Below are 26,046 nucleotides of genomic sequence, written 5' to 3'. Positions count from 1 at the left end.
TCCTCACGATTAACCATAATATCCCGGTCGGGGCGGGTTTTTGATATTGTCAATTATTCGCAGGTATTCTTGCTGAACCCGCCCCTACAAAAATCGCGGTCGCTCGACCGGACATGATATCATCAGCTTTTCGACTGACAGTCAACGGTCAACGGTCAACAGTCAACCGTCAACTGTTCGCTACTTAACAGTCTTGAACGTATCCAATTTGCCAGTAAATCGGTTGATAAACATCTGCAAAACAGTCCGCTTGCCGATATTGATATTAGAACTCACGGACATTCCCGACTGCAAATTCACCTCAACTTGATTTGCCTTGCCCTTGTTCAAAACAAACTTCTGATTCTTGAGCTTAATTTTAGTTTTGAAAGCGTAGTATTTCCGCAGTTCAGTAGGAGGCTCAGCATCGCTGCTAATCTCTTTCACTTCACCCTCAGCAGTACCAAACTCCATCGCCGGGAAAGCTTCAACATTCACTTCCACAGGCACGCATTGGTATTTCGTCAAACCCAGTTTCTCCCTGTTAACTTCCTTCTCAGGGCAAACGCAACTTTTACCTTGTTCGCAGTCAACCTTTTCTCCGTCTAATTGTTTGCCGTGATACGGCTCCAATTTTTCCCGCTTCTGTCTCAAAGCATCCAATACCAGAGCCACATTGCTGTTTTCCAGGTAAACAACTGCTTCCAGACCGTTTTCGTCATCCAAAACCTTGAGTAGCTTTTCAGTTTGCTGCGCTTCGTAATAAGCTTCTTCGCAGCGTTTTGGGCGCGGTTCGCCCGGTTTCAGCACCGTATTAATAATGGATTGGCATATCGGATCTTTCGCCATATCCAACTTAGCTTTCTCCTTCGTAGAAGGTTTCAAATCGAAGATAACGCCAGATACCGGAGACTTCATCACTTGAGTGTCGCGGTTTTGTTGAGCCTTTTCTAGCTGAGCGTTCACTTCGGAGAGCTTTTTCAAGTTTTCGACTTTGAAGCGGCTTAGCTGAGAATCGCTGCTGGCAATTTGTTTCTGGTTTTCAGCAATTTTGGTATAAAGTTCTTTCGCCCAGGAATCCTTGGTGTTTTTCAACTGTTCTTCGGCGCGGGCGATGGACTCCTGAATGCGGGCTTGCTCTCCTTGCTGGCGCTGTATGTCAGCACTAATTTTTTGGATATCACCTTGACGCGCGTTAATTTCACCGCGGCGCGTATTTATCTCACCTCGGCGCGTGTTAATTTCGCCTTTGCGGGCGTTGATTTCACCTTCGCGCTGCTTAATTTGATCTTGCTGTTTGAGAACGTCGCTTTGACCTTTGAAAACATCTTGTTCTTGACGTTCTCTTTGCAGTTCAGCGATGGCTCCTTCCTCCACCAGGGGGCCTAGTCTCCCCAAAATGCCTTGATTCGACTTCAATACTTGTTGGGATTTCGTCAACTGTTCTTCGGCCAAATCTTTCTGAGCCAAGGCTGATTTTACTTGCTCTTGCGAAGAACTTAACTGCTGCTGAGCATAATTTAATTGGTTTTGGGCAAAACCCAATTGTTGCTGTGCCACTGTCATTTGATCGGCGGCAGCTTTCTCAGCATCCTGAGCTTGCTTCAGTTGTTTTTCCAACTCCTGAACTTGGCCTTGAGCTGCGGCGACGCGAGACAGAAATTCCGATCGATAATTAACATAAAGTCCTTGCTGGGCTGCATCAAAACTTCCGCTAGCTCCCCGATTGAGGTACAGTTCGTCAATCAAAGCTTGCAGCACTTGATTTTGTGCCGTGAGGCTCTGTCTGTCCTTAATTGTTGATTCTAGGTTAGAAGGAATAGCGCCTTGAATTTTGCCGTTGACAACATCTTCGTAAAATTTATTTTCCTTTTCCAGAGCTTCTTTAGTTTTCTGGATCGATGTTAAATCTGCACTGGGTGCAAGGGGGTTGAATGTGAGCAGAGGCTGGTTTTTTTCCACCCGATCGCCATTTTCAACGTGAAGTCTCACCACAGCGCCCGTAGCAGGGGCTTGGATGTCTCTAGCACCATCTTTGAGTTCTAATTGGCCGACAGCGGGGACAGCTTGCTCTACGCTAGCAAAATAAGCCCAAATTACACCAGAAGTGGTCATCAGCATGATCATCCACAAAAACAAGTGCGACCAAATCGCTGGTTTTTCGAGAATGACTGGTTGCTCAGAAAGTATTACCGATTTCATGGCCATTTGTTAGTTATCTGTTGTTAATTGTTACTTATCAGTTGTGAGTGGTTAGATATCAGGTATTCGATGACTCTTGTTGTTGGAATAGGCAGTAGTAACGCCCTTTAAGAGCCATTAATTCTTTATGAGTTCCCCGTTCGACTACAGAACCTTGATCCATCATAATAATTATGTCGGCGTTTTGGATTGTAGTCAGGCGGTGAGTAATGAAAAACACCGTGCGACCGGCGAAAGCTTCTGCTAAATTATTGCAAACTTGGCGTTCGGAATGGTAGTCGAGGGCGCTTGTAGCTTCGTCCAAAATCAGCAGTTTCGGGTTTTGCAAAATCGTCCGGGCGATCGCCAAACGCTGCCTTTGACCCCCAGAAAGCGACGCACCCCGCTCTCCCACCACCGTATTGTACCCAGCAGGCAAGCCCATAATAAAATCGTGAGCTACCGCTAATTTTGCAGCTCGCACAATCTCATCCGTACTCGCATCGGGATTGCTCAGAGCAATATTTTCCTGCACAGTACAGTTAAACAGCAAAGTATCTTGCAATACCACCCCTAGTTGGCTGCGGAGCGAGTAAAGTTCCACCTTAGAAATGTCATAGCCGTCAATAAAAATCCGGCCCGACAGCGGCGGATAAAGACGCTGCAACAGCTTCATCGCCGTACTTTTACCGGAACCGCTTCCCCCCACAATTCCCACAAAACTGCCAGCGGGAAATTCCAAATTCACATTCGCCAATTGCAGTGGGCCGCTTTCCAGGAATCGGAAGGAAACCTCCTCATAGGTAACCTGCCCTTGAATTGCCGGCAGCGGGATATTGCTGCGGTCTTCATCGCTGGTTTCCGTCGGCGTATCGACCACATCCTTGAGCATATCGATCGACATCGAGACTTCTTGGAAACTCTGCCACACACTCACAAAACGCAGCAGCGAACCAGTCACGTTCCCGGAAATAATTCGGAAAGCAATCAACTGACCCAAAGTAATCTCATTTCCCAGTACCAAATAAGCTCCCACCCACAACTGAGCCAAGTTACCCACCTGGTTTAAAAAGGCGCTAATCGTACCTGCGGTAGTTCCCGTGATAATTGTTTTAAAACTGGCTGTAATGTATTTTGCGTAGCGGCTCGACCACTCCCAGCGGGATTTCAATTCAATATTTTGAGCCTTAACAGTTTGAATCCCGCTGACTACTTCCACTAGATAAGATTGAGAGTCAGCAAAACGCATATTTCTCTGTTTGATCAGGCGCAGCACCAGCGGATTGATTAGAACAATCATCAGCCCCAGTATCGGTACCACTGCCAAAGATACAAACGTTAGCTGCACGCTGTAAGAGAGCATAACGGCGACATAAACCACCGAAAATACCGCATCGAGAACCACTGTCAGAGCTGTACTCGTCATGAATTCCCGAATCTGGCCCATCATGCTGAATTTGTAGACCAAATCTCCCACGCGCCGGTTGTCAAAGTAATTCTGGGGCAGCCGGAGCAAGTGGTCGATTACCTCCGCACTCAATTTGACATCGATGCGGTTTGAGGTATCTATAAACAAAAAGGTACGCAATCCGTTGAGCAGTCCTTCAAACAGGGCAACACCTAACAGAAATGCCCCCAAAATATCCAAGGTGTCAATGCTGCGCTGACCTAATACTTTATCAATAATTACTTGGCTGATTAATGGGTTGGCCAGACCAAATAACTGTACAAAAAACGAAGCGAGCAACACCTCAAAAAACACTGTCTTGTGTTCCATCAGCGCCGGTACAAACCACCAGAAGCTGAACTGCTCTTTTTGTTCGACTTGCGGAGCTTGCAGCAGCAGGACTTCTCCTGATTCTCCCCAGATTTCTTTAAATTGAGGTATCCGCTTCCGCATCAGCCCCTGTTCCGGGGTTGCCATCACCAATTCTTGCTCGGTGATGCTGTAAATAATGGCAAAACTATCTTGCCATTTAATCATTACGGGGGCTTTGATGCGGTTGATGGCTTCTGCTGGCACTTGCGCCAATTGAGGCGTGAGGCCGATGCTTTGGGCGATCGCCCCGCAGGCTTGCATACTGATCGAACCAGCGGTTTTTAACTGATTTTCTAGAACTTTGCGGATGATATCTCGACGAAACTTGAGACCGAAATACTTGCTCAACATTTGGAAGCAAGCTAGCGGACTGTCAATCTGCCCTTTGGCGCGGAAAACTGGGTATCTCGCCGCATCCTTTGTTTGGCCGCTTACTGGTTCTGGGGGACGGTCTGGGCCCGGTAGAATCTCGATCAATTTTCCGGGCGGATTCTGCCCAGGGTCTACTATATCTGTCGTGACATTTAATGGGTCTGTCTCGGGTTGGGGTTCTGGGGGTTCCCGGAAGCCGACCAATCGCGCGCCGAGGCGACCTTCTACTTTTAAGGATTTGGCTGCGTTTTCCACAGAGAAGCGGCTGCCGGTGGGAAAATCGCCCAAGACGCCGCTGCTGACGAGCCAAATTCGATCTGCATCTAGCTCTTTGGCTAGGTCTTGAGTTTTTTTGTTGCCGTTTGGGACGTTGACAACTGTCGCGTCTTGCCAAGCTTGCAGGGTGAGTTCCTTGAGATTGGAAGTGCCGTCGGCTTGGCGCTGCAACTCCAGGCTCAACAGTTCAAATACTTCGCTCAAGGAACAGTGTTCGCGAAAGGCTTCTCCAAAGGTCGGCTGTTTTTCCAGTACACTCAAGAAATCTTCGGCAGGTAGGACGATCGCGATCACATCTGTAGAGGCAATCGCCGTCTCGCAGGGAACTCCCCTGAGCAAGCCAGCCCAGCCGAGAATTTCCTTCGACTGCACCAAGCGCAAACTTACGTGGCGCTGCGAGCGCTGGTCAAAGCCCAGCAGCCGGGCCTGGCCTTGATAGATAATTGCCACCTGAGTCGGCATTTTTTCCCGTTCAAACAGGGGTTGCCCCGTCCGGTAGCCGAGGAGTTGGCATTTAGCCACCAAGGCTGACAGAGCCGTCTCTGACAGTCGGTCAAAGGGAGGTGTTTGAGCTAGGAAATCCTGAATTTGGGAGAGGGAAACAGCGGAAGAAGTCATCCAATTTTAGATTTTAGATTTTAGATTTTAGATTGAATCCACAGATGAATCCAGGGGGTTTTGTCAGGATGCTACGCTTTTTCAAGTCTCCACGGATAAATCCGGGGGCCCCTGACCAAATTGCTTGATTGTCATGATATTGAAGACACGGAGGAGAGGGGCTGTAGCGGGCCTATTTGCGATATCTGTTCGGCGAGCCAGGTTTCAAAGAGTTCGTTAATCAAGTGCAGCCGCATCGATTCATCGAGCTGGGCCGGCATGAACTTTTCTAGTCGAATAATTACCATCCATTCTGCCAGAGGACGCGGCGTCCAGAGTTGATTTGGCTGGCTGACGGACAAAAGTTTGCTGATTGCCGGGTGGGGCTGGCTGAGGGGTACAGGGCCCAACAAGCCGCCTGACTTGGACTCGGGCCCTTCGGAATAGTCGCGGGCCACTTCAGCAAAGGTTTGTTCCCCTTCGAGGATGCGAAAGTAAAGTTCGTTTGCCAGTGCTGGATTTTTGGTGCGTACCAGGGAATAGACTACGTGGTCTAGGCTGGCTTTGCGGGTTAAAAAATAATTATCTACTTTAGGTCTCCAAGTGGCTTGCTTAAATTTTTCGATCAGCAAGGGCCTGACGGCCATCTCTTGAAGTTCTTCTTCCGTCATGTTTTGGCTGCGCAGCCAAGCTTCTTTGGCTTCGGGGGCTGTCAGTTGGTGTTGTGCCAGAAAATTCTCGACGGCGGATTGGCGTTCTTCGTCGCTGCAACTAAAGGATGCGATCGCTTGGTCTACTATTACACCCCGCAAGAATTGCGGCATCAACTGATACCGCTTCAGGAGCGATGGCATATCCTGAGCTTGCAGTAATTTATCGCCTATTTGAAAAAGTCCTGTCATTTTTTTATCTCCAACTGACTTGCGCTTTCCCTTTTAATTTAGCTGTGGCAGGAAAAGAGCGACAACCACTAACCCCTCGATTCCCCGATGATAGCAGACCGTCAGCGGGCTAACGCTATTGATGTCTATTTCTTGACGCTCTGCCTAGCGAGGGGTTCCCCGCAGGTCTCAGAATGGTAAGTGGATAAGGCGAGAGAGGGAGAGTGGGAGAGTGGGAAAATATTTCTTCTGCCATCTTTCTTGTTCGCTCAACATCCATCCGTTACATCCCTGACACTGCGCGTTGCCGAACTGCCTTCTTCCTTTACTCTCGGAATAGTCTTTCCAAGAGTGTTCCGAGTTGGGTCGAGCCAGCGCGACTGTCTAGATGCTTGGGGTTTGCCGCCATTTTTTGCTGGATTCGCTCGCGGTAGTGCCGGCGTAGTTCTGGGTTGGTTCCCAGTGCTTTACTCAGCTCTAAATAAGAATTCTCGCTGTCTGCTACCAGTTCCGGAAGTAGCAGTTCTTCGAGCACTGCGGCTGATTGTCGCGAGCGAGTTGTTTGCCCTTTGCTTACCACTGCAGGCAACCCGACTAACAGCGCTTCTGCTAAGGAGCAGGCACTGCTGTATGGATAGGAGTCTAAATATATATCAGCCAATTCCAGACATTTTATGCAATCTGCGCGAGATGGCAGCGCTTTGATCACAACTAAGCGATTTTTGTCAATCCCAAATTCGGCAAAGAGCGATCGAATTTGTTTGTAAAAAGGCACCGTCGGATAGTTTTCATTGCGAGAACGGAAGGGATACAAAACTAAAATAGAATTCGGTACGGCGGCAATAATTTTTGCCCAAGTTTCTCTCAATTCTGGGATAATTGTAAAAGCTTGAGCGCCGGACATGAAAACTACGGATTCCTCAGTGGCTCCCCAACTGCTGCGAGTCGGTTCAACTCTGGCAGGTGTTGATTCTACAGGATAGCTGAAACAAAATCCCGAGCCTTCTAAGGTAATTAATTTTTCGCGATACTCTGCTGCCGCACCTGCGGGCAATGTCAAATCTCCGGCAATGAAATAATCGATATTTCGGGTTCCGGTAGTTGCGGGTGCTGACGCATTGGTAGCTATTTGCACCCGCGCTAGTCGGTGCAGGCACAGCAGCGCGCTTGGTTGAGAAGTGTCGGCAGTATTGGTGCAGATTACCAGAATATCTAAATCGTGCGATCGCATTTCTCGGACTTGCTGGGGCAAATCTTCTGACAGTGGCACCAGTTTGTCGGCGCAACTTTCGCAATACTTCTCCAGTCGCTCGTCTTGTACCTGGAAATGGTACACGATAATTTCAAATTTGTTTCTGTCTAAATATTCAAAACTCGAAATGGCTGCACGACTCTCGAATTTATCGCTAATTTTATCAAGCAAAAAGCCCGCTCGGATTTTATTTCTTTCAGGTTCTCTTTGACGAAAATTCCAGTCTACTTGACAGCCGATATTTTTCAAATAAAATTCCAGAATATCCGCTCGCTGACTGAATATAGTAAGCAGATTTACCTCGCTCAAATACAAAGCTTGGAAGCTAACATTTTTCGCAATAAAAGCCGCCAAATAACGCCAAACTTCTGAATCGGGAAAACTGACGATATTAGCAGCGACGTAGTTGATAAGCTGCTGAAAATATTCAGAGTACCTTTCAATTTCCGACTTTTGTTGAAAATAACTGGGAGACTGAAATAAGAATTTCAGAAAGTCGTCAAAAAACCACTGGGGAATCGCTGCATTTCTATACTCTAGCGGCAACTGATAAGCGTCGCGGTACAGCATCGCTGCGAGGGGATATTGAATTTTATCGGCAATTTCCCCTTTTTCAGCAAGTTTCGAGGATAACTGCTGGACAAAACGTTGTTCTGACTCGGTTAAACTTTCATTTTTGAGCCTGCTATCTAGTAGCAATCTATGAGATTTTCCCGCTTCTTGCGAGTAAGCGTTTTCTAATTTTTCCGCTGGCAAATTCAGCCAGTATTCAGCTAGCTGTTGGCGGTATTGGCGGAGTTGCGCGAGAATAGACTGATTTGACGGCCATTTTTTGTACTGCTCAAGCAGTGCTGACAATTCTGATAAATTTGGCTGGGTTCTCAATGCCAACTTTTGGCGAATTTTCTTTTTTATTGATTGATTCAGGAAATGGTAATCAGGACTATTTAGTAGTTTTTTGTAAAATCTGACTACATCTTTATGATTTTCCCCAGCAGCGAAGTTTTTCCAAGTTTGTTGTTCGGGATGAATCCTGAGCGACGAGAGTTTTTCGTCTATGAATCCAATGTGATAATTGCCCATGATTCGCCACCACATATCTAAGTCTACATACTGAGACAATCCCGAATCAAACAATCCTATTTCTTCAAATACTCGGGCGGCAATTAAGACGGTACTCGGTTCGCCAATTTTATTGATGGGGTTGTTCAAGCAGTTAGTATCTGCTAGCATTGCTTTTCCGGGTTGAATTGTTTTTAACTTCGACCAAGTTTTGTGCAAATCTTTAATTGATTTGGAAGCTCTCCGCAAAATGGGGTTAGATTCCTCTTCAGCTATGGTGATGCCGCGCGGGGAGAAAACCATACCTATTTCTGGGTGTTTTTGGGCGAGTGCGACCATTTTTTCAATACATTCTGGTGCGAGCAAGTCGTCTTGAAAGAGAAATTTAATGTATTGACCTTTTGCTTGGGATATGCAAAAATTCCAGTTTTGTGATAAGCCGTAGTTGCGGTGCAGTATGATGCGGAAATCGACTGAGGTTTGTGATTGGAATGATTGGGCGATCGCAATTGTGCGGTCTGTCGAGCCGTCATCGGATATAATCAGTTCTATATTAGGGTAGGTTTGGGCCAAAGCACTTTTAATTGTTTCCGCAATAAATGCTTCTCCGTTGTATGTCGGAATGCAAATACTAACCTTAGGCAGCCCGTTTGGCAGTTCTGCATTTGATTGACTTGGTTGCTGAGATAGTGACAAGTTAGCCCTTATTTTGGCAGACTTCGCTTGGGCAGTTCCTGACAGAGGTATGCTTTGAAAGTTATCGGTAATCTCGGCAATATATTCGAGACGTTTTCTAATTTTATTCCCTGTAACTTGCGGGTTGAGTAAAGTCTTAATTTCTTCAGCCGCTATCACTCCAATTTGTTGAGCTTCCCGATAATTGTTGAAGACGTAGCGCATTGAATCAGCAGCGTGTTCGACATCCGCTTGGGCCCAAACATTGCCTTTTTTGTAAGGCCCGCAATCTTTCTCAATTGGGATTAACTTATACTTGACTAAATAGCTGTTACCGACATTCATAAATTCTGTATTTGATGAATAGCCGGTGGCAATTACCGGTTTGCCGTAAAACATGGCTTCAGCCATTGTTAAGCCAAATCCTTCGCAGCGGTGCAGGGATACATAACAGTCGCAATTGTAAAGCAAACCGTTAATTTCATCTTTGGATAAATACCCGTCTAGATGTTTGATATTGGAATTATGTGCTATGGCTGAGTTTAAGGATGCTTGAGCTGCGGTAAATTTGTTTGAATTAGAAGATTTGACAATCAACAATACGCTGTCATCTTCGCCGAAAGCGTGTTTAAATGCTTGAATTACCGCTAAAGGATTTTTGCGTTCGATGCGGCTGGAAAAGTCGAATACAAACAGAAAAATAAATTTATCTTTAGGTAAATCCAGTGCTTCTCTGTTCCGGGAAGGTGCGGGGAGAGCAATACTGGGCATGATTTTGATAACGGGAATTGGCGAGACTGCGGAAATTGCCTCGGCGCAATAGTTGCTGTAAGTCCATATTTCGTGAAAGTGATTAAATGCGGGCTGCCATTCTGGGGGAAATGCGGGAAGTTCCCAGGCCCAAAAGCCGATATTGTATTTGTTTTCAAAATATCTGGAACCTATATGTTTGATAAAGGTTGCAACTTCATCGGCGTTGACTTGAATTAAGTTTATGGGATGGGGATTGTCTTGGCTAAAATTTTGGTATGTGGTGTCTTGCTTGCGGTGGGGACTAAGGGTAAAATTGTGAATATTGAAGGGAATGTTGGCGGCTTCTGCGGCTCTGATATTTGCTCTGACACCTTCTCCTATGCCAAATTCGCCGTTGATGTAGCCGGCGATGTTAATTCCTAGATTAGGGTTCATAGTTTCTAATGTATTCAGTAAATTGTTGTGTTGATTTTTTGGAAAAAAGCAGAATTAATGGAGTTTATCAATCGCGCTAAATGAGGGTATGGGTTGAGAATAAATTATAATTTGGCTCACTATTTTCTAAGATATAGCAATCATTGTAGGATGGGTGAATAAGATTAAATGAACCGCAGAGGGCGCAGAGAACGCAGAGGAAGAGAAAAGAGGGAAGAGAAAGAGTTGGCAACAGAAAATTTGGTGCTTGACAAATGTGCCGATCGCCATTGTATACTGGCATCGCAATGCTAACCTTCGGCTGGTTGTCTGTCGGCATGGGTTGCTCTGTTTTATTTTACGATCAACTAATCAGGAATTTTAGACAAAGTGATCGATCGCGTCAACCACGACCTCTTGAAGTTGCTACCGCCGGATGCTAAAGTCATTGTTGAAATTGGCTGCGGTACGGGCTCGACGGGCGAACAGTACAAGCTGATCAATCCCCATTGTCAGTATATTGGCATTGAATGCGATCGAGAAAAAGCTAAAATTGCAGTCGATCGGCTAAACTGGGTGACGTTCGCCAATATTGAAGAAATTGCCGTCGAAAGTCTCGACATCGCCCCAGGAACCGTCGATTGTTTGGTTTTTGGCGACTTGCTACCCTACCTCAAAAACCCTTGGGATATCCTCAAGCAGTACAGTGGTTTGCTGAATCCAGAGGGGCAAATTCTCGCCAGAATCCCCAACGTTCAATACTGGCGGCGAATTGTCAATCTGTTGCGGGGACAGTGGGAGAATCCCGACAGCAAGATGCAGCACTGGTTTACCCTAGAAAGTATTAAATCACTATTTGCTCAAGCCGGATTGCAGGTTTATGAATTTCAAGGAAAGGGACACAAAACCGAAAATTTTGTCCGCTTTCAGGAATTACTGCATCCCATGGTAAAGGCTTTAGAGCTAACATCAAGCAGTTTTGCTACGGAAACCGGTGCTGAATATTATATCGCGCGATCGACCAAATCGACTGTACCGGCGCGCAGACTGCTGATTCAGACTATCATTATGGCTCCTACAGGGTGCGATCGCGTGCGAGTTTTGGAACCGGACAAATTTAGCGCTACAATTCCGGGTGTCCGCACCGTATCAGCGGTGAAAACAGCAGAGTTAATTCCCCCCCTGCTGGGAGAAGAAAAAGTCTTCATCTGGCAGCGGACAATCATGCAATATCCCGCCTACATTCCCCAACTCAAAGAATTGCTGCAACAAGACTATTTAATAGTAGCTGAAATTGACGACAATCCCATCCGTCGCCGCGAATATGCAGATAATAATTACCTCAGCTATCGCGGCTGTCACTGCGTGCAAACTTCTACAGAAGCCCTAGCAAAAATTTTGCGCCAATACAATCCAAATGTGGCTGTATTTCCCAATCACTTAGCTTATCTACCTCCGCCGCGAATTTATCCGACAGAAGAGACAGTAACAATTTTTTTTGGTGCACTCAACCGCGAAAAAGATTGGCAGCCGATTATGGCAGCACTCAATCGAGTTTTAGTCGCCCACAAGCACCGGATTCGAGTTAAAGTAATCCACGACCGAAAATTTTTTGAATCCTTGAAAATACAGCAAAAAGAATTTGAACCGTTTTGCAGTTACGAACGGTATCAAGAAATCATGTATAGTTGCGATATAGCTTTGCTGCCGCTTGTTTCCAACCCGGTTAACGAAACGAAATCCGACTTAAAGTTTATTGAATGTGCAGCGCGGGGAGTAGCGGTGCTGGCCAGTCCCACTGTTTACGAACATTCGATTGTCGAAGGTGAAACCGGATTTATTTATAGATACGAAAAAGAGTTTGAAACCAAACTAAATTCGCTGATATCTGACACTTCTCGGCGCCGGGAAATAGCCGCGAATGCTTACGAATGGGTGCGGGACAACCGCTTGCTGTGCGGGCACTACCGGCAGCGCCGAGATTGGTACTTGCAGATGCGGGACGAGTTGCCGCGTTTAAATGCTGAGTTGCGCGATCGCCTGCCGGAGTTATTTGATGACTAAGTGCGGAGATGGGGAGAGGGGGAGATGGGGAGAGGGGGAGATGGGGAGATGGGGAGATGGGGAGATGGGGAGAGAGATTGACAATAATTTTTTAGACGAAACTGATGTGAGGAGAAGATGAGCAATCAACGAATTCAAAGTCATCGAGATTTACAAGTATATCAACAGGCTCTCAATGCTGCCATGCAGATTTTTAGGTTAAGCAAAAAGTTTCCTGTTGAAGAGAGATTTTCATTAACCGATCAGATACGTCGTTCATCACGCTCTGTATGTGCTAATTTGGCTGAGGCTTGGCGAAAACGCCGTTATGAAGCAGCTTTTGTGGCTAAGTTAAGCGACTCTGAAGCCGAAGCGGCTGAAACTCAAACCTGGATTGAGTTTGCTGTCAAGTGCAATTATTTAGATATTCAGTCGAGCCAAGAACTCGACCTAGCTTACGATCAAATTCTCGCTATGTTAGTGAACATGATTCACCATTCCTCAGATTGGACAATCCCAAATAATACAAAAAAGTAAGGTCTCCCCCTCTCCCCCTCTCCCCCTCTCCCCCTCCCCCTGTCCCCCTCTCCCTCTCCTCGACACCAATGCGAATTCTATTCACTATTGCTCACTTTTACAATCCCAGCGGCGACGGGAAACACGCTTCCCAGCGAAATGATCCGCAACCGCGACTAAATGCTTTAACCGCTTGCCTGACATCGCTGCAAGCTTTGTACGGCAAATCTCAGTCCATGATTGACATTAGCGAATGTGCAACTATCCCAGCCAATCAATCTCAACAGCACGAAATTGACATTGTTGTTTGCACTACTCAAGGTTATCATCTGTTGCCTCAATTGCCAGTGCAGCCCAGATGTTTTATGCACCATGCTACAAAATGCGAACCGCTGCTGTTGGGGTTTGAGTGTCAAGCAGTATTGCGAGCGTGTCTTGACAAATACGATTATTTTTGTTATTTAGAAGATGATTTAATTCTGCACGATCCGTGGTTTTTTAGTAAATTAAAGTGGTTCACACATCACGGGGGAAATGGAAATTTGCTGCAACCTAATCGCTATGAAATAGCGCCTCAAGGCCCGGTTTTTAAAGCATATATTGATGGTGATTTAGCGGCAACAGCTACTGCTAAGTTTCAAAATGTGGAGGAGCAGCGGCAGTTAAAGGGAAAAATAATGGAACAAACAATCGCTTTTGAGCGGGCTTTGAATCCTCATTCCGGCTGCTATTTTTTGAATGCGGAACAGATGACACACTGGGCTAAGCAGTCTCATTTTTTGGATAGGGATACTAGCTTTATCGGCCCGCTGGAAAGTGCCGCGACTTTAGGAATTATGCGGACTTTTAGAGTTTACAAGTCAACTCCTTCCTATGCTAATTTTTTGGAGATTCAACATTTTGGCACGAGTTTCCTGAACTTGATTGGTAATAAGGTGAGGGTGCCGGAAGCAGGATGAGTTAAGATATTCAGGTAAGTTGCAATACTTGAGAGGTAGCATGACCCCGGCAACCGAAAAAATTGTCCTTCCCTCTCCATTCCCCGACCACACTCAACTGCCAGAGGAAGATGGCACTTTTGTGAAGAATTTTCAGGAGCATCCCCAGAGCATTCTTTTGACTGATTCTATCGGGTCGGTATTGCAACGGCTTCATGCCGACGGGCAATATGCTATAGGGCAAGACTGTGGCATCTACTGGCGAGAAACTGACCCGCTTGAAAAGGGAGCAGAAGCTCCTGATTGGTTCTACGTGCCGAACGTGCCACCAAGACTAGGAAATCAGATTCGTCGCTCTTACGTGCTGTGGCGGGAATTCATGGCTCCGATGATTGCTTTGGAGTTCGCATCGGGAGATGGTTCAGAAGAGCGAGACACAACGCCGCTATCGTACTCGGAAGTTGGAGCGGCGCAAAGGCCTGGGAAGTTTTGGGTATATGAGCGGATCATGCGGATTCCGTATTATGGCATCTATGAAATCAATAGTGGCAGGCTGGAGGTTTACAGCCTGAACAATGGGTTTTATCAGCAGTTGCTTCCGAACGATCGCGGTCATTATTCGATCGCGCCAATGGGCGTAGAATTAGGACTGTGGCAAGGCAGTTATCAAAACCAGACAATGCTGTGGCTGCGGTGGTGGGACAGCGAGGGCAATTTGCTGCTGACAGGTACAGAACGAGCTTCCTTAGCAGAGCAGGCTTTGACGGCAGAAGCCCAAGCGCGGCGGGATGCCATCCCTCGGTTGTTGGCAATGGGATTGAATACAGAGCAAGTGGCAGAAGCACTGAGTTTATCAGTAGAAGAAGTTAGGCAGCATTCACCATCTTGATGTGGCTTTTGATTAATATCTCAGTTAATATCAAGTCCGAGCGATCGCTTATATTGATTGTTTAGTGCGAGCTTCTAGCTCGCGAGCTTCTAGCTCGCACTCAAATGATAATCGCACCCCGTGCGATCGCGAACTGTTAAGCAGTCAAAACATCGCCGATTTTAACATTGCCACTGTCGATCACTTTAGCTAAAACTCCGGTTTGCGCGTGACCGAATTCCTGTTGCAGTAAACTGAGTAGAGAAATATCCCGATCGCCCGTTTCTGGATTCACTTCTATATTGACACAGCGACCGATTCGTGCTGTAACTTGTATGCGCGCCGTGCCTAATTGAAACTGTTTTCCGATCAACTCAAATTCTGACCAAGCTGCCATACCTTCTAGCACAATGTTCGGGCGAAATCGGCCCACGTCAATGTTTTGAAGAGCAATTTCTGTTAATTGGTCTAATGTGGCTTGACTGAGTAAAGAAATGTGTACGGGTTCTCGATCGGGATAGCGAGTTTCGCCGCTGGTGTCGCCCACTAACTGCACAGGTGCAAGCTGCGGGTGTCTCGCTTCTTTTGTGGGTTCAATTTCCGCCAAATATTCGGTGAAAAAAGCGCCGATGCGATCGCGCCCCGCTGCTGTATTTGTTTCTGCGGATAACACTTCAACTCCTTGACGCTTGACTGTTAAAACCGTCGTTTCCGGTTGATAATCGCATTCTAAAGCTGCTAAGAGAGGCCAATCGTTTTGGACAGCAAAATTTTTTTTGCTCATCCAAGGCACATTGTCTGCCGGCATTTTTGCAGCTTCAAGATTATCTGCAAACATTAAGGCAAAAGCTCGATCGCCCTTAATTCCGTGTCCTGCTGTTAAAGCAAACTCCGACATTTCTTGCGGTGTCAGTCCCTTAATTGGATAAATAAATAACTGTTTTATTGTTGCTACTGTCATAATTTTTTTAGCTCTGCTTCAATTTAAACTGAACTCTTGTCCCCCCCTTACTAAGGGGGGCTAGGGGGGTCGAAGCTATTTTATAAACATTAATAAAATTGCTATAAAAACCCGATTAAGCTAGCAATTCATAGCGGCGGATATCTGGATGCCCAACGGCCAAACCGTCTAATTTCTGCACAGCGTCTTGAATGTGAGTTGAACCGAGATGTAGTTCGAGCAAATCTGCACTTTCCCACTCTTCAACAAACGTAAAATCTGTGGGATCGGCTTGATTTTGCAGGAGTTCGTATTTGATGCAGCCTTTTTCTTTGCGAGTTGGTTCTATAACGCTCAGCAGCAGAGATTTAAGTTCTGCTACTTTGTCGGGAAACGCGACGAGGCGGGCGACTACTCGCAAGGTTGTTTTGGACATAGGACAAAAAAGTCACAGATAGGACGATCGAATTTACTGATTTTTATTTGGCAAACTCAGCAACACACGATTTTACTTAAAATAACCTAAAGAGGTCGATCGGTCAACGGCAGTAAAATCAGTGCTGGACGCACTCATATCTCAGAAACCCGGTTTCTTTCCAAATTCTTCGTTACTAACCGCAGAGCGTCGTATAAACCCGGTTTCTTGATAAATTTGGCGAATACCGGAGGAACTCAATCTTTGGGATAAAATCGCTTTTTTTCTGTAGAATATTCCCAGGCGATCGCCTCCGGGTCTTTTTCGCGGCTCCACTGAGCAAACTCCGGCTTAAGTTTCCACTTGCCGATCGTAGTTGCGTGAACTTTGAACCTGCGGGAGAGGTCCGTTTGGGTAAAAGAGATTTTGGGCTTTTCAGGAGTCTTGGTTTGAGCAATGGGGAATAAATTTGGTTTTTTATCTTGTGCTTTTTCCCGATTTGTGGGAGGTTCTTGAACAGCTATTCCCGCATTAGCTGTTTCGCTTTGATTGACAGGTGGAGCTATTTGAAAATAATACAAAATTCCGCCTTGTTCCGTCACCTCAAAATCCGCTGCAAATTCAGAGGCTCGTTCGTCGAGATACTCTTGAACTTTTTCTCCGGGGAGTTTCGCATTCATCGCCAAATCCAAAGCCGTAACTCGCCCTTGATTTTCCTTGATCAACTTGTAGAAAACCGAGTCTAAATGAGCGAGTTTATGTTTTTGCTGCTGCTGGTAGAGCCTGCAAGCCCAAGCAATGCCCGCTGTGGTGGCGATCGCCCAAAACATCCTTCCAGACTCGAAACTGGCAACCGCCGTCAAGGAAATAGGCAAAAGCAGGGTAAGATATCCCCAAATGCTTCCCTTCTTTAGGTTATTGCTGTTTTTGACCATAGTTCCCAAACAGGTACGTAGTTTAGCTTAGTAGAGCGTGTCTGAATGCCGCGAAAGTTTTTCGACAGTCGATATATCGATCGGCCCGCTGACACACCCAAAAACGGATACTGTGCCGCGTACACTCGCCTTGTGGACAATCCCTAATTTTAGACCAAAGTTCCAGCTCCTTTGATTCAATGTCGCAAGTAAATCGAAAATCGAAAATCGAAAATCGAAAATCGAGTGACGCACTCTACGACAAAATCCCAGAATCTACTTTTTTTGCAACCGAGGGTTCATGTACTTTTTTCGCAAACAGATTGCCATCCTGCTGATAGTTGTTGCTTGCTGTACGCTGACGGTTAGTTGCAGCGATAGCCGAGCTGTCCAGTGTACTAAATTTACTGAAATTGTCAACAAAGGCAACGCTCTCATTGATGTTGATAAAGACAGCAACGATGCTGCGACGACCGACCACTTAGCTAAAAATTTGAACCTGATAGCGAATGAACTTGAGGATCTGCGAATAACAGATCCAACCCTCAAAGAAATTCAGGAGCCATCGGTTAAATCCTTCCAGGAAATTAGTCAAGCACTCGGCGACATAAGCAAAAGCCTTCAGGCTGGAAATCTCGCTTCTACAAGTATAGAAGGTCGAGAGCAAATCCAAACAGCTCAAGCAGATATTATTAGAGCCGGACAGCAGGCGAATCAAGCAGCCGCAAATCAAGACGCTTTGACTGGCAAACTGATTAATTATTGTAAGAGCGATCGCTAAAAGCTAAGAGTTTTGAGTTTTGAATGCGTGAGTTTTGAGTTTGAGGAAGGCATCGCCTTCATCTATAGCGGTCTTCAAGGAAGTGAGGTACGCGCTATAGAATTCGGAGAAAGAAAAGGAAGCGCCGATGCCCGATGCCCGATGGCCGATGCCCAGGAACACCTAATTTACCTGAGAAAGGCTATAGCATCTACTAATTCCCCATTACCCATTACCAATTACCCAGTTTAGTGATGAATTTCTAGATTCAAAATATAGCGACCGAGTTGTACTTTCTCCGACCACAATTCGTATTCTAACCGCAAGTGTTCCGGTTCTGGCTTTCCTGTCAGCGTCAAGTTGCGGGTGAAGTTGCGGAGCCGCAACTGTTCGGGAGTCGCCAGCGAGTTACCCTGAAGCCAATAACGACTCAAGCCGTACATTCCTCGTTCCCAGCAGTGGCGGTAACTGTATTTGCCGTTTCCTTGCATGGTCATAATGACTCGATAGGGCGAAACTTCTAGCCAGAGCAACCGGGGTTTTGTAGTTGCGGGCAAGATTGTAACTTGCTCGCCAGATTCGTCGGAGTCGTCGGAAAATTGGCGATCGATGATTGCTGGTTCGTGCAACAACAAGTGAAAGCGATCGCGGTCTTTTTGATAAAGCGTACCAGCGGTTTCAACAACTGACCACAATGGTAAATCTGTGGATACCAGCGATAAACTTACAGGCTTGCGGTGATGCGTCAGCATAAATAAAAGTTTAGGAGTTATTGTGAATTGGGCGGTTTGAGATTTGAAATTTTAGGCTTGAGATTTTAGATTTTAGATTAGCTGGGCTCCTAATTCCGGAGCTTTTGCTTAAAAAAATGAAAAATCTACAATTTGCAATCGAACCTCTAAAATGGTTCACTCAAAATTCAATCATCTGGTCGATAACTGAGAGCGGGAGATGAAATCTAAGCAGATACACGGATAATATTGGTGAAATTAAGATGAAATTAAAGTTAAATCCGTGCCGTTGCGTCCGCACTCCCGTGTCGCCGACAAGTGACAGCGGAGTCTCCGGGCGAGTTTAATCAGCCTTTGAGTTAACCGGACACATTGGGAAAAAACCCGCAGCCCGTACAAAAGACGACTGACTTAGGACTGGGAAAAAGGTAGGATAGCTAACGCCATCCAATCCTAGTTTATCTCAATGCAAGCTGACATTATAACTACTACGCTTCTTGACAAAAGCCAAACTTTAAGCATTCAAAAACCTGCCTCTGGCTTGTCACTGGTGGGGAGGATTCGAGTTCCGGGCGATAAGTCGATTTCTCACCGAGCTTTGATGTTGGGTGCGATCGCCCAAGGTGAAACTACTATTGAGGGACTACTCCTAGGGGAAGACCCCCGCAGCACGGCTAAATGTTTCTCGCTCCTGGGAGCCAAAGTTTCTGAACTCAACGCGGAACGGGTGACAGTCCGGGGCGTCGGAATTGGCGAGTTAGAGGAGCCTGTGGAAGTCTTGGATGCGGGTAATTCCGGGACGACGATGCGGCTGATGTTGGGAATTTTAGCGTCTCATCCGGGGCGTTTTTATGCAGTAACGGGTGACAGTTCTCTGCGATCGCGCCCCATGTCGCGCGTCATTAAACCGCTGCAACAAATGGGAGCGCAAATTTGGGGTAGAAAGAGCAATTCTTTAGCTCCTTTAGGGATACTGGGACAGCAGTTAAAACCGATGCACTACCATTCTCCGATCGCCTCGGCTCAAGTTAAATCTTGCATTTTGCTCGCCGGTTTGATGGCAAGCGGAGAAACTACAGTCACAGAACCCGCTCTGTCGCGGGATCACAGCGAGCGAATGCTGCGGGCGTTTGGAGCACAATTGAGGGTCGATCCAGAAACTTGCAGCGTGACAGTCACTGGGCCGACACAACTGCAAGGGCAGAATGTGATTGTACCGGGAGATATTAGTTCGGCGGCTTTTTGGCTAGTTGCTGGGGCGATCGTCCCGGGTTCGGAACTCGTAGTCGAAAATGTCGGCGTCAACCCAACTCGTACAGGCATTTTGGAAGCTTTGGAAATGATGGGGGCCGACATTGAACTGCAAAATCAGCGAGAGGCGGCCGGGGAACCGGTAGCGGATATTTTGGTTCGCAGTTCCGGCCAATTGCGGGGATGCACCATTGCGGGCGACTTAATTCCCCGACTGATTGACGAAATCCCGATTTTGGCAGTAGCGGCGATCTTTGCGTCGGGTACTACAATAATTCGAGATGCGGCCGAGTTGCGAGTCAAAGAGAGCGATCGGCTGGCCGTGACTGCTGCGGAACTCAACCGCATGGGAGCTCAAATTTCCGAGTTACCCGACGGTTTAGAAATTATCGGGGGAACTCCTTTGACCGGCGCGGATGTTGACAGCTACACCGACCACAGAATAGCGATGAGTTTGGCGATCGCAGCGCTCAACGCCACAGGTATTACTAACATTCACCGGGCCGAAGCCGCTGCCATTTCCTACCCCGACTTTACTGCCACTTTGCAACAAGTTTGCCATCCAAATTGAGAGGGGGAGAGTGGGAGAGGGGGAGAGGGGGAGAAGGGGAGAGTGGGAGAGGGGGAGAGGGGGAGAAGGGAGAGTGGGAGAGGGGGAGAAGGGAGAGTGGGAGAGGGGGAAAAATCCTCTTTCTTCCTTCTTCCCTCTTCCCTCTTCCTTCAACATCCGTTTAAGAATCTTTACCTACAACTTGTTCTTTTAAAGAATCAATTTCCGTTAACAACTCTTGGCGATCGGAAGCCTTGAGCAGATATCGGTAAACAAACCAACCCGTATATCCCATGCCAATCAACTCAAAAATTGGAGCCACCAAAGGGACATCATTAAGAGCATCTAAAACTCCCAGCATTACCTTAATACTAATACCGCCTGCCAGGATTAAACCAACAGTTATGAGGGGCTTTTGGTAGTCAGCAAAAAAATTAGAGAGATAGGCTGGAAGTTCCGACAAAATTGTAATAACTTGGTCTTTAATATCTTGCAACTGGCTGGTCGGTGTTTCTGTGGTTGTCACTGCAGTCATGACCCCCGGTTCGTCCTCCACCAGGTCTACTGTGACGACTTCAGTGATTGTTTGTGTCTCGTCCGAAAAGTTAGCTTGTGTCATTGGATACTTCCTCCGTTGTCAGGTAAAATTGCAGGCTGTGAATTGCTGCCAGTATAATTCTCCGGCAATTAGCACAGCATCCGCGCTGCAGGGACTAATTGATGAGACTAAGGCAGAGTTTCACAAATTGCAAGCAAAAATAACGATATGACTTGATTTTAAACAATTGCCTTCGCTGCCAAATCGGTCTTTTGACTCATTTTTTCACTCGATCGAGGTCGATTTGATTGGGGCATGGGCGTCCTTGTTCAAAGTCGGTGATATTGGCGATCGTGGTTTCGGCGATATTTTTCAAAGCTTCCTCGGTGAAAAAAGCTTGGTGTCCGGTAATCAGGACGTTGGGAAAAGTCAGCAAACGTTGAAAAACATCGTCTTGAATGACGTGATTTGACAAATCCTCAAAAAACAGATCCGTCTCTTGTTCGTAAACATCTAAACCGAGGTAGCCAATTATACCAGACTTCAGTGCTTTGGTAACAGCTTTAGTGTCAATCAACTGACCGCGGCTGGTATTGATCAGCATCATCCCGGGTTTCATTTGCCCGATCGCCTCTGCACCGATTAAATGGTAAGTTTCCGGTATCAGCGGACAGTGGAGGCTGACAATATCAGAGGTGGCGAACAGTTCCGGGAGTGCGACGTATTCCATACCTAGGGCGAGGCAATCTGGGTTTTGATAAACATCGTATCCCAGCAGACTGCACCCGAATCCGTGCAGAATTTGGGCAGTAATTGCGCCAATTCTGCCTGTTCCGACGATTCCCACCGTTTTGCCGTGGAGGTCAAAACCCAACAAACCGTCTAAGGCGAAATTGCCTTCGCGGACGCGGTTGTATGCCCGATGGATTCTGCGGTTGAGGGACAAAATCAAAGCGACTGCGTGTTCGGCGACTGCGTAGGGAGAATAAGCCGGAACTCGGAGGAGAGTTAGATCTAAATCCTTCGCTGCTGCTAAATCGACGTGATTGAATCCGGCGGATCTCAGGGCCAGCAAGCGGACGCCATTTTGGGCAATGCCCAGCAGCGTTTTCGCGTCCAAGGAGTCGTTCACGAACGCGCAGACTGCCGGAAATCCAGCAGCCAAAACGCTGGTTTCCAAGTTCAGACGCGGTTCAAAAAAAACTAAATCGTGTTTGCCGCCGACATTCGCTGCTTCCAGAAATGTGCGATCGTAGGATTTGGTGCTGAATACGGCTACCTTCATGATTTTTGCCTGCAAACCCAGTAATAGTTGGAAATTCTTTTCAGATCGACTCTAAATTTTACTAGAATGCCGTTGCCCCAAACAACCCAGTTTCCAAGATCGATATTGAGTTTCGCAACGAGAGCATCTCTGAAGAAACCAATTTTTAACTTGAGGCCAACTCCTGCTTATTTTTTGAATCTAATTGCTTATACTGTAGTAAAGTGCGAGCGTTGATTGTTCATTTATTAGGAGAAACTCAGATGCCTAAACAAATCAAAACTCAAATTTATGAAATTTTAGAAAAATCTGAAATCGGCAATTTATACAGTTTAGCCGACGATATTGTTATAACTTGTTTAATTGTGATAAACGTCGCAGCTTTTATTGCTTCTACTTCACCCACATTGTCCCCAGAACAAAAGTTTATTTTGGAAAATATTGAAATTGTTTCATCTTTAGTATTTACCATAGAATATCTTTTGAGGTTGTGGGTGTGTACAGTCGATAGCAGATACAGCCACCCGCTTTGGGGAAGATTGATATACGGTCTTACACCGCTAAGTCTGATCGATTTAATTTCAATCCTACCCTTTTACTCATTGCTGTTATTTCCTAATTTAAGCTTCGTTAATTTAATTCGCCTACTGCGCTTGTTGCGGTTGCTAAAAATGAGCCGTTATTCAGAGTCACTCAGAACTCTGGGAACAGTCTTGTATGCTAAAAAAGAGGAGTTGATTGCCACTGCCTTTGCAGTTTTTATTCTGTTAATATTTGCCTCTAGCGTCATGTATTTTGTTGAAAACGAGGCCCATCCAGAAACTTTTGCGAGCATCCCCGATGCAATGTGGTGGGGAGTTGTGACATTAACTACTGTCGGTTACGGTGATATTTATCCAATCACTCCTTTAGGGAAGTTTTTAGGAGCAATATTAGCATTTTTGGGAATCGGAATTTTTGCGTTACCTGCGGGGCTCATTGCTGCGGGTTTTTCCGAGGAAGTACAAAGGAGAAAGCAGGAAAAAGTGGCGGCAAATTTACAGCAATCTGCTAACGATCGATCGGTCAAAATGCTGGCGGAAATCGAGGTCGGGTTTCAACAAAACCAAAGTGCGATCGCGCTGCACATCGAAAGTTCATCCGAGTTGATGAAAATCTGTGTTTTAACGGCGAAAGAAAAGTTAGGCAATGATTTTACAAATGAAGAAATTATTCGCGATTTAGCTGTTCATTTTTATAATGAAGCTGTTCGGAAATTCGAGCTTTAATTACAGATATATATGGCCTGTCATTGCGACAGAAGTGTTAGCAGAGCAAGCCGAAGGAAAGCAATCACTTGCAGTTAGCACCGAAAGCATCCAGGATACAAGCCCTCGGATTCATTCCTTCGCAGACTCATGACGGAGAAATAAAAAACTTGTATCCGATGAAACTTGCCCCCCGGATTCATCCGTGAGGTGGATGCTTCAATCTAAAATCTAAAATCTAAAATCTAAAATCGATTGACCGCTTTACGTACAGCAGTAATGACTAATGGCTAATTACCAGTCTGGCGGCAAATTGTAATATTCAAGAGTCGATCGATCTTTTAGCAATTCTTGCGTTTCTCGATCGACCTGAATCTGACCGTCAGCCAAAACTAATGCCCTTTGAGTCGTTTTCCCGATCCAATTCAAATTGTGGGACGCGATCAAAATTACCTCGATCGGCAATTGGGACAAAACCTTAGCCAAGTGACGCCGCCACGACGGATCGAGTCCGTTAGTCGGCTCATCTAAGATTAAAATTGCCGGCTGTAATGCTAAAATTGCTGCTAATGCTGCCAACCTTCTTTGACCTCCCGAAAGTTCGTGGGCCGAACGGTTGGCAAATTCTACTAAACCGAATTCGTCTAATAGGGCTAAAGCTCGATCGCGCGCAACTCTCGGAGGCACTCCGTAATTCCGCGGCCCGAACATTACATCCTCTAAAATAGTCGGCATAAATAGCTGGTCGTTAGCGTCTTGAAAGCAAAATCCAATCTGCTTGCGCGCCTGCGATAAAGTCGCCTCTTCCAGCTTCTTTCCCTGCACTCTAATCTCGCCGGATTGAGGCATTTTTAATCCGATCAAGTTTTCTAGCAAAGTGCTTTTACCAGCACCTGTCAGGCCAAGTAGAGCAACTCTTTCTCCCGGCTGCAAAGTAAACGAAATTCCCCGCAACACTGGCTTTTGCTCGGGATAGCCAAATACTAAGTCTTGCACTTCGATTGTTGGCGGGGATTTGAGATTAGTCATCCGATTTTAGATTTTAGATTTTAGATTGAATAATTTTTACTCGTTACCAGGGTCTGTCTGGGAACGCAGATTGGGAGGCTCTGCCTCCAATTTCCCTCCACAAGAAGCGAGGCAGAGCAAGAGTGAAATCGGTTCCCAGGTTGTTCATGGGAACCAGTTAATTACCCATTCCCAATTACCCATTCCCAATTACCGTAAGAAGCTGTTGTTAATCCGGCTACTGTTAAAATTGTTATTGTCAGCCAGAGTCGCTCTTTTGGTGTGGATTTTGAGTCGGCGGGCAAACTTCCTTGATAGCCGCGAATTAGCATGGCTGCGTGTACTCTTTCTGCCCGATCGAGACTTCGCAAATAAAGGGCTCCGATCATGGAAGCACTGGCGTAGCGCAGCCATCCTCCCGTACCGGACAAGCCCCGGAGTTGGGCAGATATTTTCATGCGGTTGACTTCGGCCAGGAGGATTTCTAAGTATTGTCCTGTTAAAAGTACAATCTCTTGCAATCCTGCTGGTAGGGGTAATCCTTTGAGGGCGATTCCGAAACTGTGGGGTGGCAAAGTTAGCAGAAAACTGTTCATAATGAGCAAGCAAATTAGGGAACGCAGCAACAAAAAACTGGCGCGTTCCCAACCTTGGGGCAGCACTAATAAGGAGAGAAAAAGCAATTCTGCTCCCAAAAGTTGCGCTAGGGTTCGCGCCGGAGCCCTGAGCCAAAACGACCAAAAAAGTGCGATCGCCCCATAAACTCCCAGCCACAGCCAAGCGCCTGTCTTCAGAAAACCCATGCCAATCACAATTGTGAGAGACACTCGCAATCGAAAAGGTATGGACAGTTTAGACATCTTTAGGTTTTACCACCAACTGAGCAATCCCAAAAGCCGCGCCGAAGCTGAAGGCAGACCCTAAAAGTCCAGCAATGCTAGTACCAATAGGCTGTTCTTCTAATCCTTTAACTGTGTAATCTGCTAAAGGAGTGGGATTTTCGATCGCCACAGCTTCTTTATCTTTAAAGCCGTATTTTTCGGCTACCGCTTCTAACCCGTCAGGCCAACTTGAAGCAAACAGCGAAAGCACCCCGGAAATTAATAAAACTCCGATTACTGGCACTACCCATTTCTGCAATTGTGGCTGTTGTCCCGGCAGTAAATCCGGCCGCACTTTGACGAGATAAGTTAAAACACCACCTGTAATTACCCCTTCGCCAATCCCAATTAAAATATGTACGCCTACCATTGCTGGCAATGCGATATTGAGCCCTACTGTTCCAGAAATTGCCAATTGGATCGCCACACAAATCGAAGCAGCCACGACGCTCAGACCGGCGGCTATACCTGCAGCTAAGGGCAAACGATTTCTGGAACCTCCCAAGAGTTGCTGCAACGGCTGCAACAGCCACCAGCCCACCCAAATGCCAACTAGCCCCATGTTAAAAATATTGGCTCCGAGGGCGGTGATGCCCCCGTCGGCAAACAAGACGCTTTGAATTATAAAAACCGTGCTCATCGCCAGAGTTGCCGCCCAAGGGCTCCCCAAAACTACAGATGCCAGCGCCCCTCCCAACAAGTGGCCGCTGGTACCGCCGGCTACCGGAAAGTTGATCATCTGGGCCGCAAACACGAAAGCTGTGGTTAAGCCCATGATTGGGGCTTGCCGCAGTCCAAGACTGGCGCGGGTTCGATTTAGGGCAACTGCGATTGCTGCTGCACTTGCTATGCCGGTGGCAACGGCTACTGGCGGTGAAAGAAAACCATCAGGTATGTGCATCGATCTATCCCAAACGAGAA

21 protein-coding genes are annotated in these 26,046 nt (G+C 46.5%); 8 read left to right on the top strand and 13 right to left on the bottom strand.

All coding sequences use genetic code 11. The features are described 5' to 3' along the window. Positions 1-180 precede the first annotated feature (180 nt). The 4 genes from QUA99_RS02885 to QUA99_RS02870 all read right to left on the bottom strand — a co-directional run bounded on the left by QUA99_RS02885 (position 181) and on the right by QUA99_RS02870 (position 10,282). Entirely contained in the window at positions 181-2,187 is a 2,007-nt protein-coding gene (locus QUA99_RS02885; RefSeq protein ID WP_445250971.1) for a chromosome partitioning protein ParA, read from the bottom strand. Between the two features lie 52 nt (positions 2,188-2,239). After that, complete coding sequence (locus QUA99_RS02880) at positions 2,240-5,245, bottom strand: peptidase domain-containing ABC transporter (protein WP_333236246.1); 3,006 nt, start codon at positions 5,243-5,245, stop codon at positions 2,240-2,242. 131 nt (positions 5,246-5,376) lie between these two features. Beyond that, positions 5,377-6,126, bottom strand: coding sequence for a peptidylprolyl isomerase (locus QUA99_RS02875; protein ID WP_333236248.1), 750 nt, complete (start codon positions 6,124-6,126; stop codon positions 5,377-5,379). Positions 6,127-6,430: 304 nt separating this feature from the next. Beyond that, on the bottom strand, positions 6,431-10,282 hold the full coding sequence (locus QUA99_RS02870; protein ID WP_333236250.1) for a glycosyltransferase: 3,852 nt from the start codon (positions 10,280-10,282) through the stop codon (positions 6,431-6,433). Positions 10,283-10,651: 369 nt separating this feature from the next. Between QUA99_RS02870 and QUA99_RS02865 the strand changes: the two genes are divergently transcribed. The 4 genes from QUA99_RS02865 to QUA99_RS02850 all read left to right on the top strand — a co-directional run bounded on the left by QUA99_RS02865 (position 10,652) and on the right by QUA99_RS02850 (position 14,647). Then, complete coding sequence (locus tag QUA99_RS02865; RefSeq protein ID WP_333236251.1) at positions 10,652-12,325, top strand: methyltransferase domain-containing protein; 1,674 nt, start codon at positions 10,652-10,654, stop codon at positions 12,323-12,325. 117 nt (positions 12,326-12,442) lie between these two features. Beyond that, positions 12,443-12,841 carry a four helix bundle protein gene (locus QUA99_RS02860; protein ID WP_332943793.1) on the top strand — a complete coding sequence of 133 codons (399 nt, stop codon included), beginning with the start codon at positions 12,443-12,445 and terminating at the stop codon, positions 12,839-12,841. A 68-nt stretch (positions 12,842-12,909) separates the two neighbouring features. Further along, positions 12,910-13,779 carry a calcium-binding protein gene (locus tag QUA99_RS02855; protein ID WP_333236253.1) on the top strand — a complete coding sequence of 290 codons (870 nt, stop codon included), beginning with the start codon at positions 12,910-12,912 and terminating at the stop codon, positions 13,777-13,779. Between the two features lie 40 nt (positions 13,780-13,819). Continuing rightward, positions 13,820-14,647, top strand: a complete 828-nt coding sequence (locus QUA99_RS02850) for a Uma2 family endonuclease (protein WP_333236255.1) — start codon at positions 13,820-13,822, stop codon at positions 14,645-14,647. A 136-nt stretch (positions 14,648-14,783) separates the two neighbouring features. On the opposite strand, the gene QUA99_RS02845 is transcribed toward QUA99_RS02850, so the two are convergent. From QUA99_RS02845 to QUA99_RS02835, 3 genes are all read right to left on the bottom strand, one after another. Beyond that, on the bottom strand, positions 14,784-15,587 hold the full coding sequence (locus tag QUA99_RS02845) for an MOSC domain-containing protein (protein ID WP_333236257.1): 804 nt from the start codon (positions 15,585-15,587) through the stop codon (positions 14,784-14,786). A 115-nt stretch (positions 15,588-15,702) separates the two neighbouring features. Beyond that, on the bottom strand, positions 15,703-16,002 hold the full coding sequence (locus QUA99_RS02840) for a putative quinol monooxygenase (protein ID WP_333236259.1): 300 nt from the start codon (positions 16,000-16,002) through the stop codon (positions 15,703-15,705). A 236-nt stretch (positions 16,003-16,238) separates the two neighbouring features. Further along, positions 16,239-16,916, bottom strand: coding sequence for a hypothetical protein (locus tag QUA99_RS02835; protein ID WP_333236261.1), 678 nt, complete (start codon positions 16,914-16,916; stop codon positions 16,239-16,241). 280 nt (positions 16,917-17,196) lie between these two features. Between QUA99_RS02835 and QUA99_RS02830 the strand changes: the two genes are divergently transcribed. Both QUA99_RS02830 and QUA99_RS02825 read left to right on the top strand, forming a co-directional pair. Beyond that, the gene (locus QUA99_RS02830; protein ID WP_333236263.1) at positions 17,197-17,676 is read left to right on the top strand and encodes a hypothetical protein; all 480 of its coding nucleotides are present in this window, start codon (positions 17,197-17,199) and stop codon (positions 17,674-17,676) included. A 12-nt stretch (positions 17,677-17,688) separates the two neighbouring features. Next, positions 17,689-17,907: a hypothetical protein gene (locus QUA99_RS02825; protein WP_333236265.1), complete on the top strand. Its 219-nt coding sequence runs from the start codon at positions 17,689-17,691 to the stop codon at positions 17,905-17,907. On the opposite strand, the gene QUA99_RS02820 is transcribed toward QUA99_RS02825, so the two are convergent. Continuing rightward, positions 17,904-18,407 carry a hypothetical protein gene (locus QUA99_RS02820; protein WP_333236267.1) on the bottom strand — a complete coding sequence of 168 codons (504 nt, stop codon included), beginning with the start codon at positions 18,405-18,407 and terminating at the stop codon, positions 17,904-17,906. The two genes, QUA99_RS02825 and QUA99_RS02820, sit on opposite strands and share 4 nt — an antisense overlap. 445 nt (positions 18,408-18,852) lie before the next feature. On the opposite strand from QUA99_RS02820, the gene aroA reads away from it, so the two are divergent. Then, positions 18,853-20,208: a 3-phosphoshikimate 1-carboxyvinyltransferase gene (aroA, locus tag QUA99_RS02815; protein WP_333236269.1), complete on the top strand. Its 1,356-nt coding sequence runs from the start codon at positions 18,853-18,855 to the stop codon at positions 20,206-20,208. A 160-nt stretch (positions 20,209-20,368) separates the two neighbouring features. On the opposite strand, the gene QUA99_RS02810 is transcribed toward aroA, so the two are convergent. Both QUA99_RS02810 and QUA99_RS02805 read right to left on the bottom strand, forming a co-directional pair. Continuing rightward, positions 20,369-20,806: a CAAD domain-containing protein gene (locus QUA99_RS02810; RefSeq protein WP_333236271.1), complete on the bottom strand. Its 438-nt coding sequence runs from the start codon at positions 20,804-20,806 to the stop codon at positions 20,369-20,371. A 196-nt stretch (positions 20,807-21,002) separates the two neighbouring features. Next, positions 21,003-22,010, bottom strand: a complete 1,008-nt coding sequence (locus QUA99_RS02805; RefSeq protein ID WP_333236273.1) for a 2-hydroxyacid dehydrogenase — start codon at positions 22,008-22,010, stop codon at positions 21,003-21,005. Between the two features lie 242 nt (positions 22,011-22,252). On the opposite strand from QUA99_RS02805, the gene QUA99_RS02800 reads away from it, so the two are divergent. Then, positions 22,253-23,257 (top strand): ion transporter, encoded by a 1,005-nt coding sequence (locus tag QUA99_RS02800; protein ID WP_333236275.1) that lies wholly within the window; start codon positions 22,253-22,255, stop codon positions 23,255-23,257. 273 nt (positions 23,258-23,530) lie between these two features. On the opposite strand, the gene QUA99_RS02795 is transcribed toward QUA99_RS02800, so the two are convergent. From QUA99_RS02795 to QUA99_RS02785, 3 genes are all read right to left on the bottom strand, one after another. Beyond that, a complete protein-coding gene (locus tag QUA99_RS02795) occupies positions 23,531-24,265 on the bottom strand; it encodes an ABC transporter ATP-binding protein (protein ID WP_333236277.1) in 735 nt (244 codons plus the stop codon). Between the two features lie 161 nt (positions 24,266-24,426). Further along, complete coding sequence (locus QUA99_RS02790) at positions 24,427-25,104, bottom strand: energy-coupling factor transporter transmembrane protein EcfT (RefSeq protein ID WP_333236279.1); 678 nt, start codon at positions 25,102-25,104, stop codon at positions 24,427-24,429. After that, positions 25,097-26,026, bottom strand: a complete 930-nt coding sequence (locus tag QUA99_RS02785; protein WP_333236281.1) for an energy-coupling factor ABC transporter permease — start codon at positions 26,024-26,026, stop codon at positions 25,097-25,099. The genes QUA99_RS02790 and QUA99_RS02785 overlap by 8 nt, the downstream gene beginning before the upstream one ends. Positions 26,027-26,046: the final 20 nt, after the last annotated feature.

The sequence above is a fragment of the Microcoleus sp. F10-B2 genome, assembly GCF_036704965.1.
Lineage (GTDB): Bacteria > Cyanobacteriota > Cyanobacteriia > Cyanobacteriales > Microcoleaceae > Microcoleus.
Note: the sequence above shows the minus strand (reverse complement) of the source record. Positions and strands in the feature narration are given on the sequence as shown.

Bases quoted from the DNA above. Each gene is read 5' to 3' on its own strand.
- QUA99_RS02795 (WP_333236277.1), bottom strand. From the start codon at position 24,265: ATGACTAATCTCAAATCCCCGCCAACAATCGAAGTGCAAGACTTAGTA.
- QUA99_RS02790 (WP_333236279.1), bottom strand. From the start codon at position 25,104: ATGTCTAAACTGTCCATACCTTTTCGATTGCGAGTGTCTCTCACAATT.
- QUA99_RS02855 (WP_333236253.1), top strand. From the start codon at position 12,910: ATGCGAATTCTATTCACTATTGCTCACTTTTACAATCCCAGCGGCGAC.
- QUA99_RS02785 (WP_333236281.1), bottom strand. From the start codon at position 26,026: ATGCACATACCTGATGGTTTTCTTTCACCGCCAGTAGCCGTTGCCACC.
- QUA99_RS02870 (WP_333236250.1), bottom strand. From the start codon at position 10,282: ATGAACCCTAATCTAGGAATTAACATCGCCGGCTACATCAACGGCGAA.
- QUA99_RS02860 (WP_332943793.1), top strand. From the start codon at position 12,443: ATGAGCAATCAACGAATTCAAAGTCATCGAGATTTACAAGTATATCAA.
- QUA99_RS02800 (WP_333236275.1), top strand. From the start codon at position 22,253: ATGCCTAAACAAATCAAAACTCAAATTTATGAAATTTTAGAAAAATCT.
- QUA99_RS02820 (WP_333236267.1), bottom strand. From the start codon at position 18,407: ATGCTGACGCATCACCGCAAGCCTGTAAGTTTATCGCTGGTATCCACA.
- QUA99_RS02840 (WP_333236259.1), bottom strand. From the start codon at position 16,002: ATGTCCAAAACAACCTTGCGAGTAGTCGCCCGCCTCGTCGCGTTTCCC.
- aroA (WP_333236269.1), top strand. From the start codon at position 18,853: ATGCAAGCTGACATTATAACTACTACGCTTCTTGACAAAAGCCAAACT.
- QUA99_RS02845 (WP_333236257.1), bottom strand. From the start codon at position 15,587: ATGACAGTAGCAACAATAAAACAGTTATTTATTTATCCAATTAAGGGA.
- QUA99_RS02810 (WP_333236271.1), bottom strand. From the start codon at position 20,806: ATGACACAAGCTAACTTTTCGGACGAGACACAAACAATCACTGAAGTC.
- QUA99_RS02805 (WP_333236273.1), bottom strand. From the start codon at position 22,010: ATGAAGGTAGCCGTATTCAGCACCAAATCCTACGATCGCACATTTCTG.
- QUA99_RS02885 (WP_445250971.1), bottom strand. From the start codon at position 2,187: ATGGCCATGAAATCGGTAATACTTTCTGAGCAACCAGTCATTCTCGAA.
- QUA99_RS02830 (WP_333236263.1), top strand. From the start codon at position 17,197: ATGTACTTTTTTCGCAAACAGATTGCCATCCTGCTGATAGTTGTTGCT.
- QUA99_RS02875 (WP_333236248.1), bottom strand. From the start codon at position 6,126: ATGACAGGACTTTTTCAAATAGGCGATAAATTACTGCAAGCTCAGGAT.
- QUA99_RS02835 (WP_333236261.1), bottom strand. From the start codon at position 16,916: ATGGTCAAAAACAGCAATAACCTAAAGAAGGGAAGCATTTGGGGATAT.
- QUA99_RS02880 (WP_333236246.1), bottom strand. From the start codon at position 5,245: ATGACTTCTTCCGCTGTTTCCCTCTCCCAAATTCAGGATTTCCTAGCT.
- QUA99_RS02850 (WP_333236255.1), top strand. From the start codon at position 13,820: ATGACCCCGGCAACCGAAAAAATTGTCCTTCCCTCTCCATTCCCCGAC.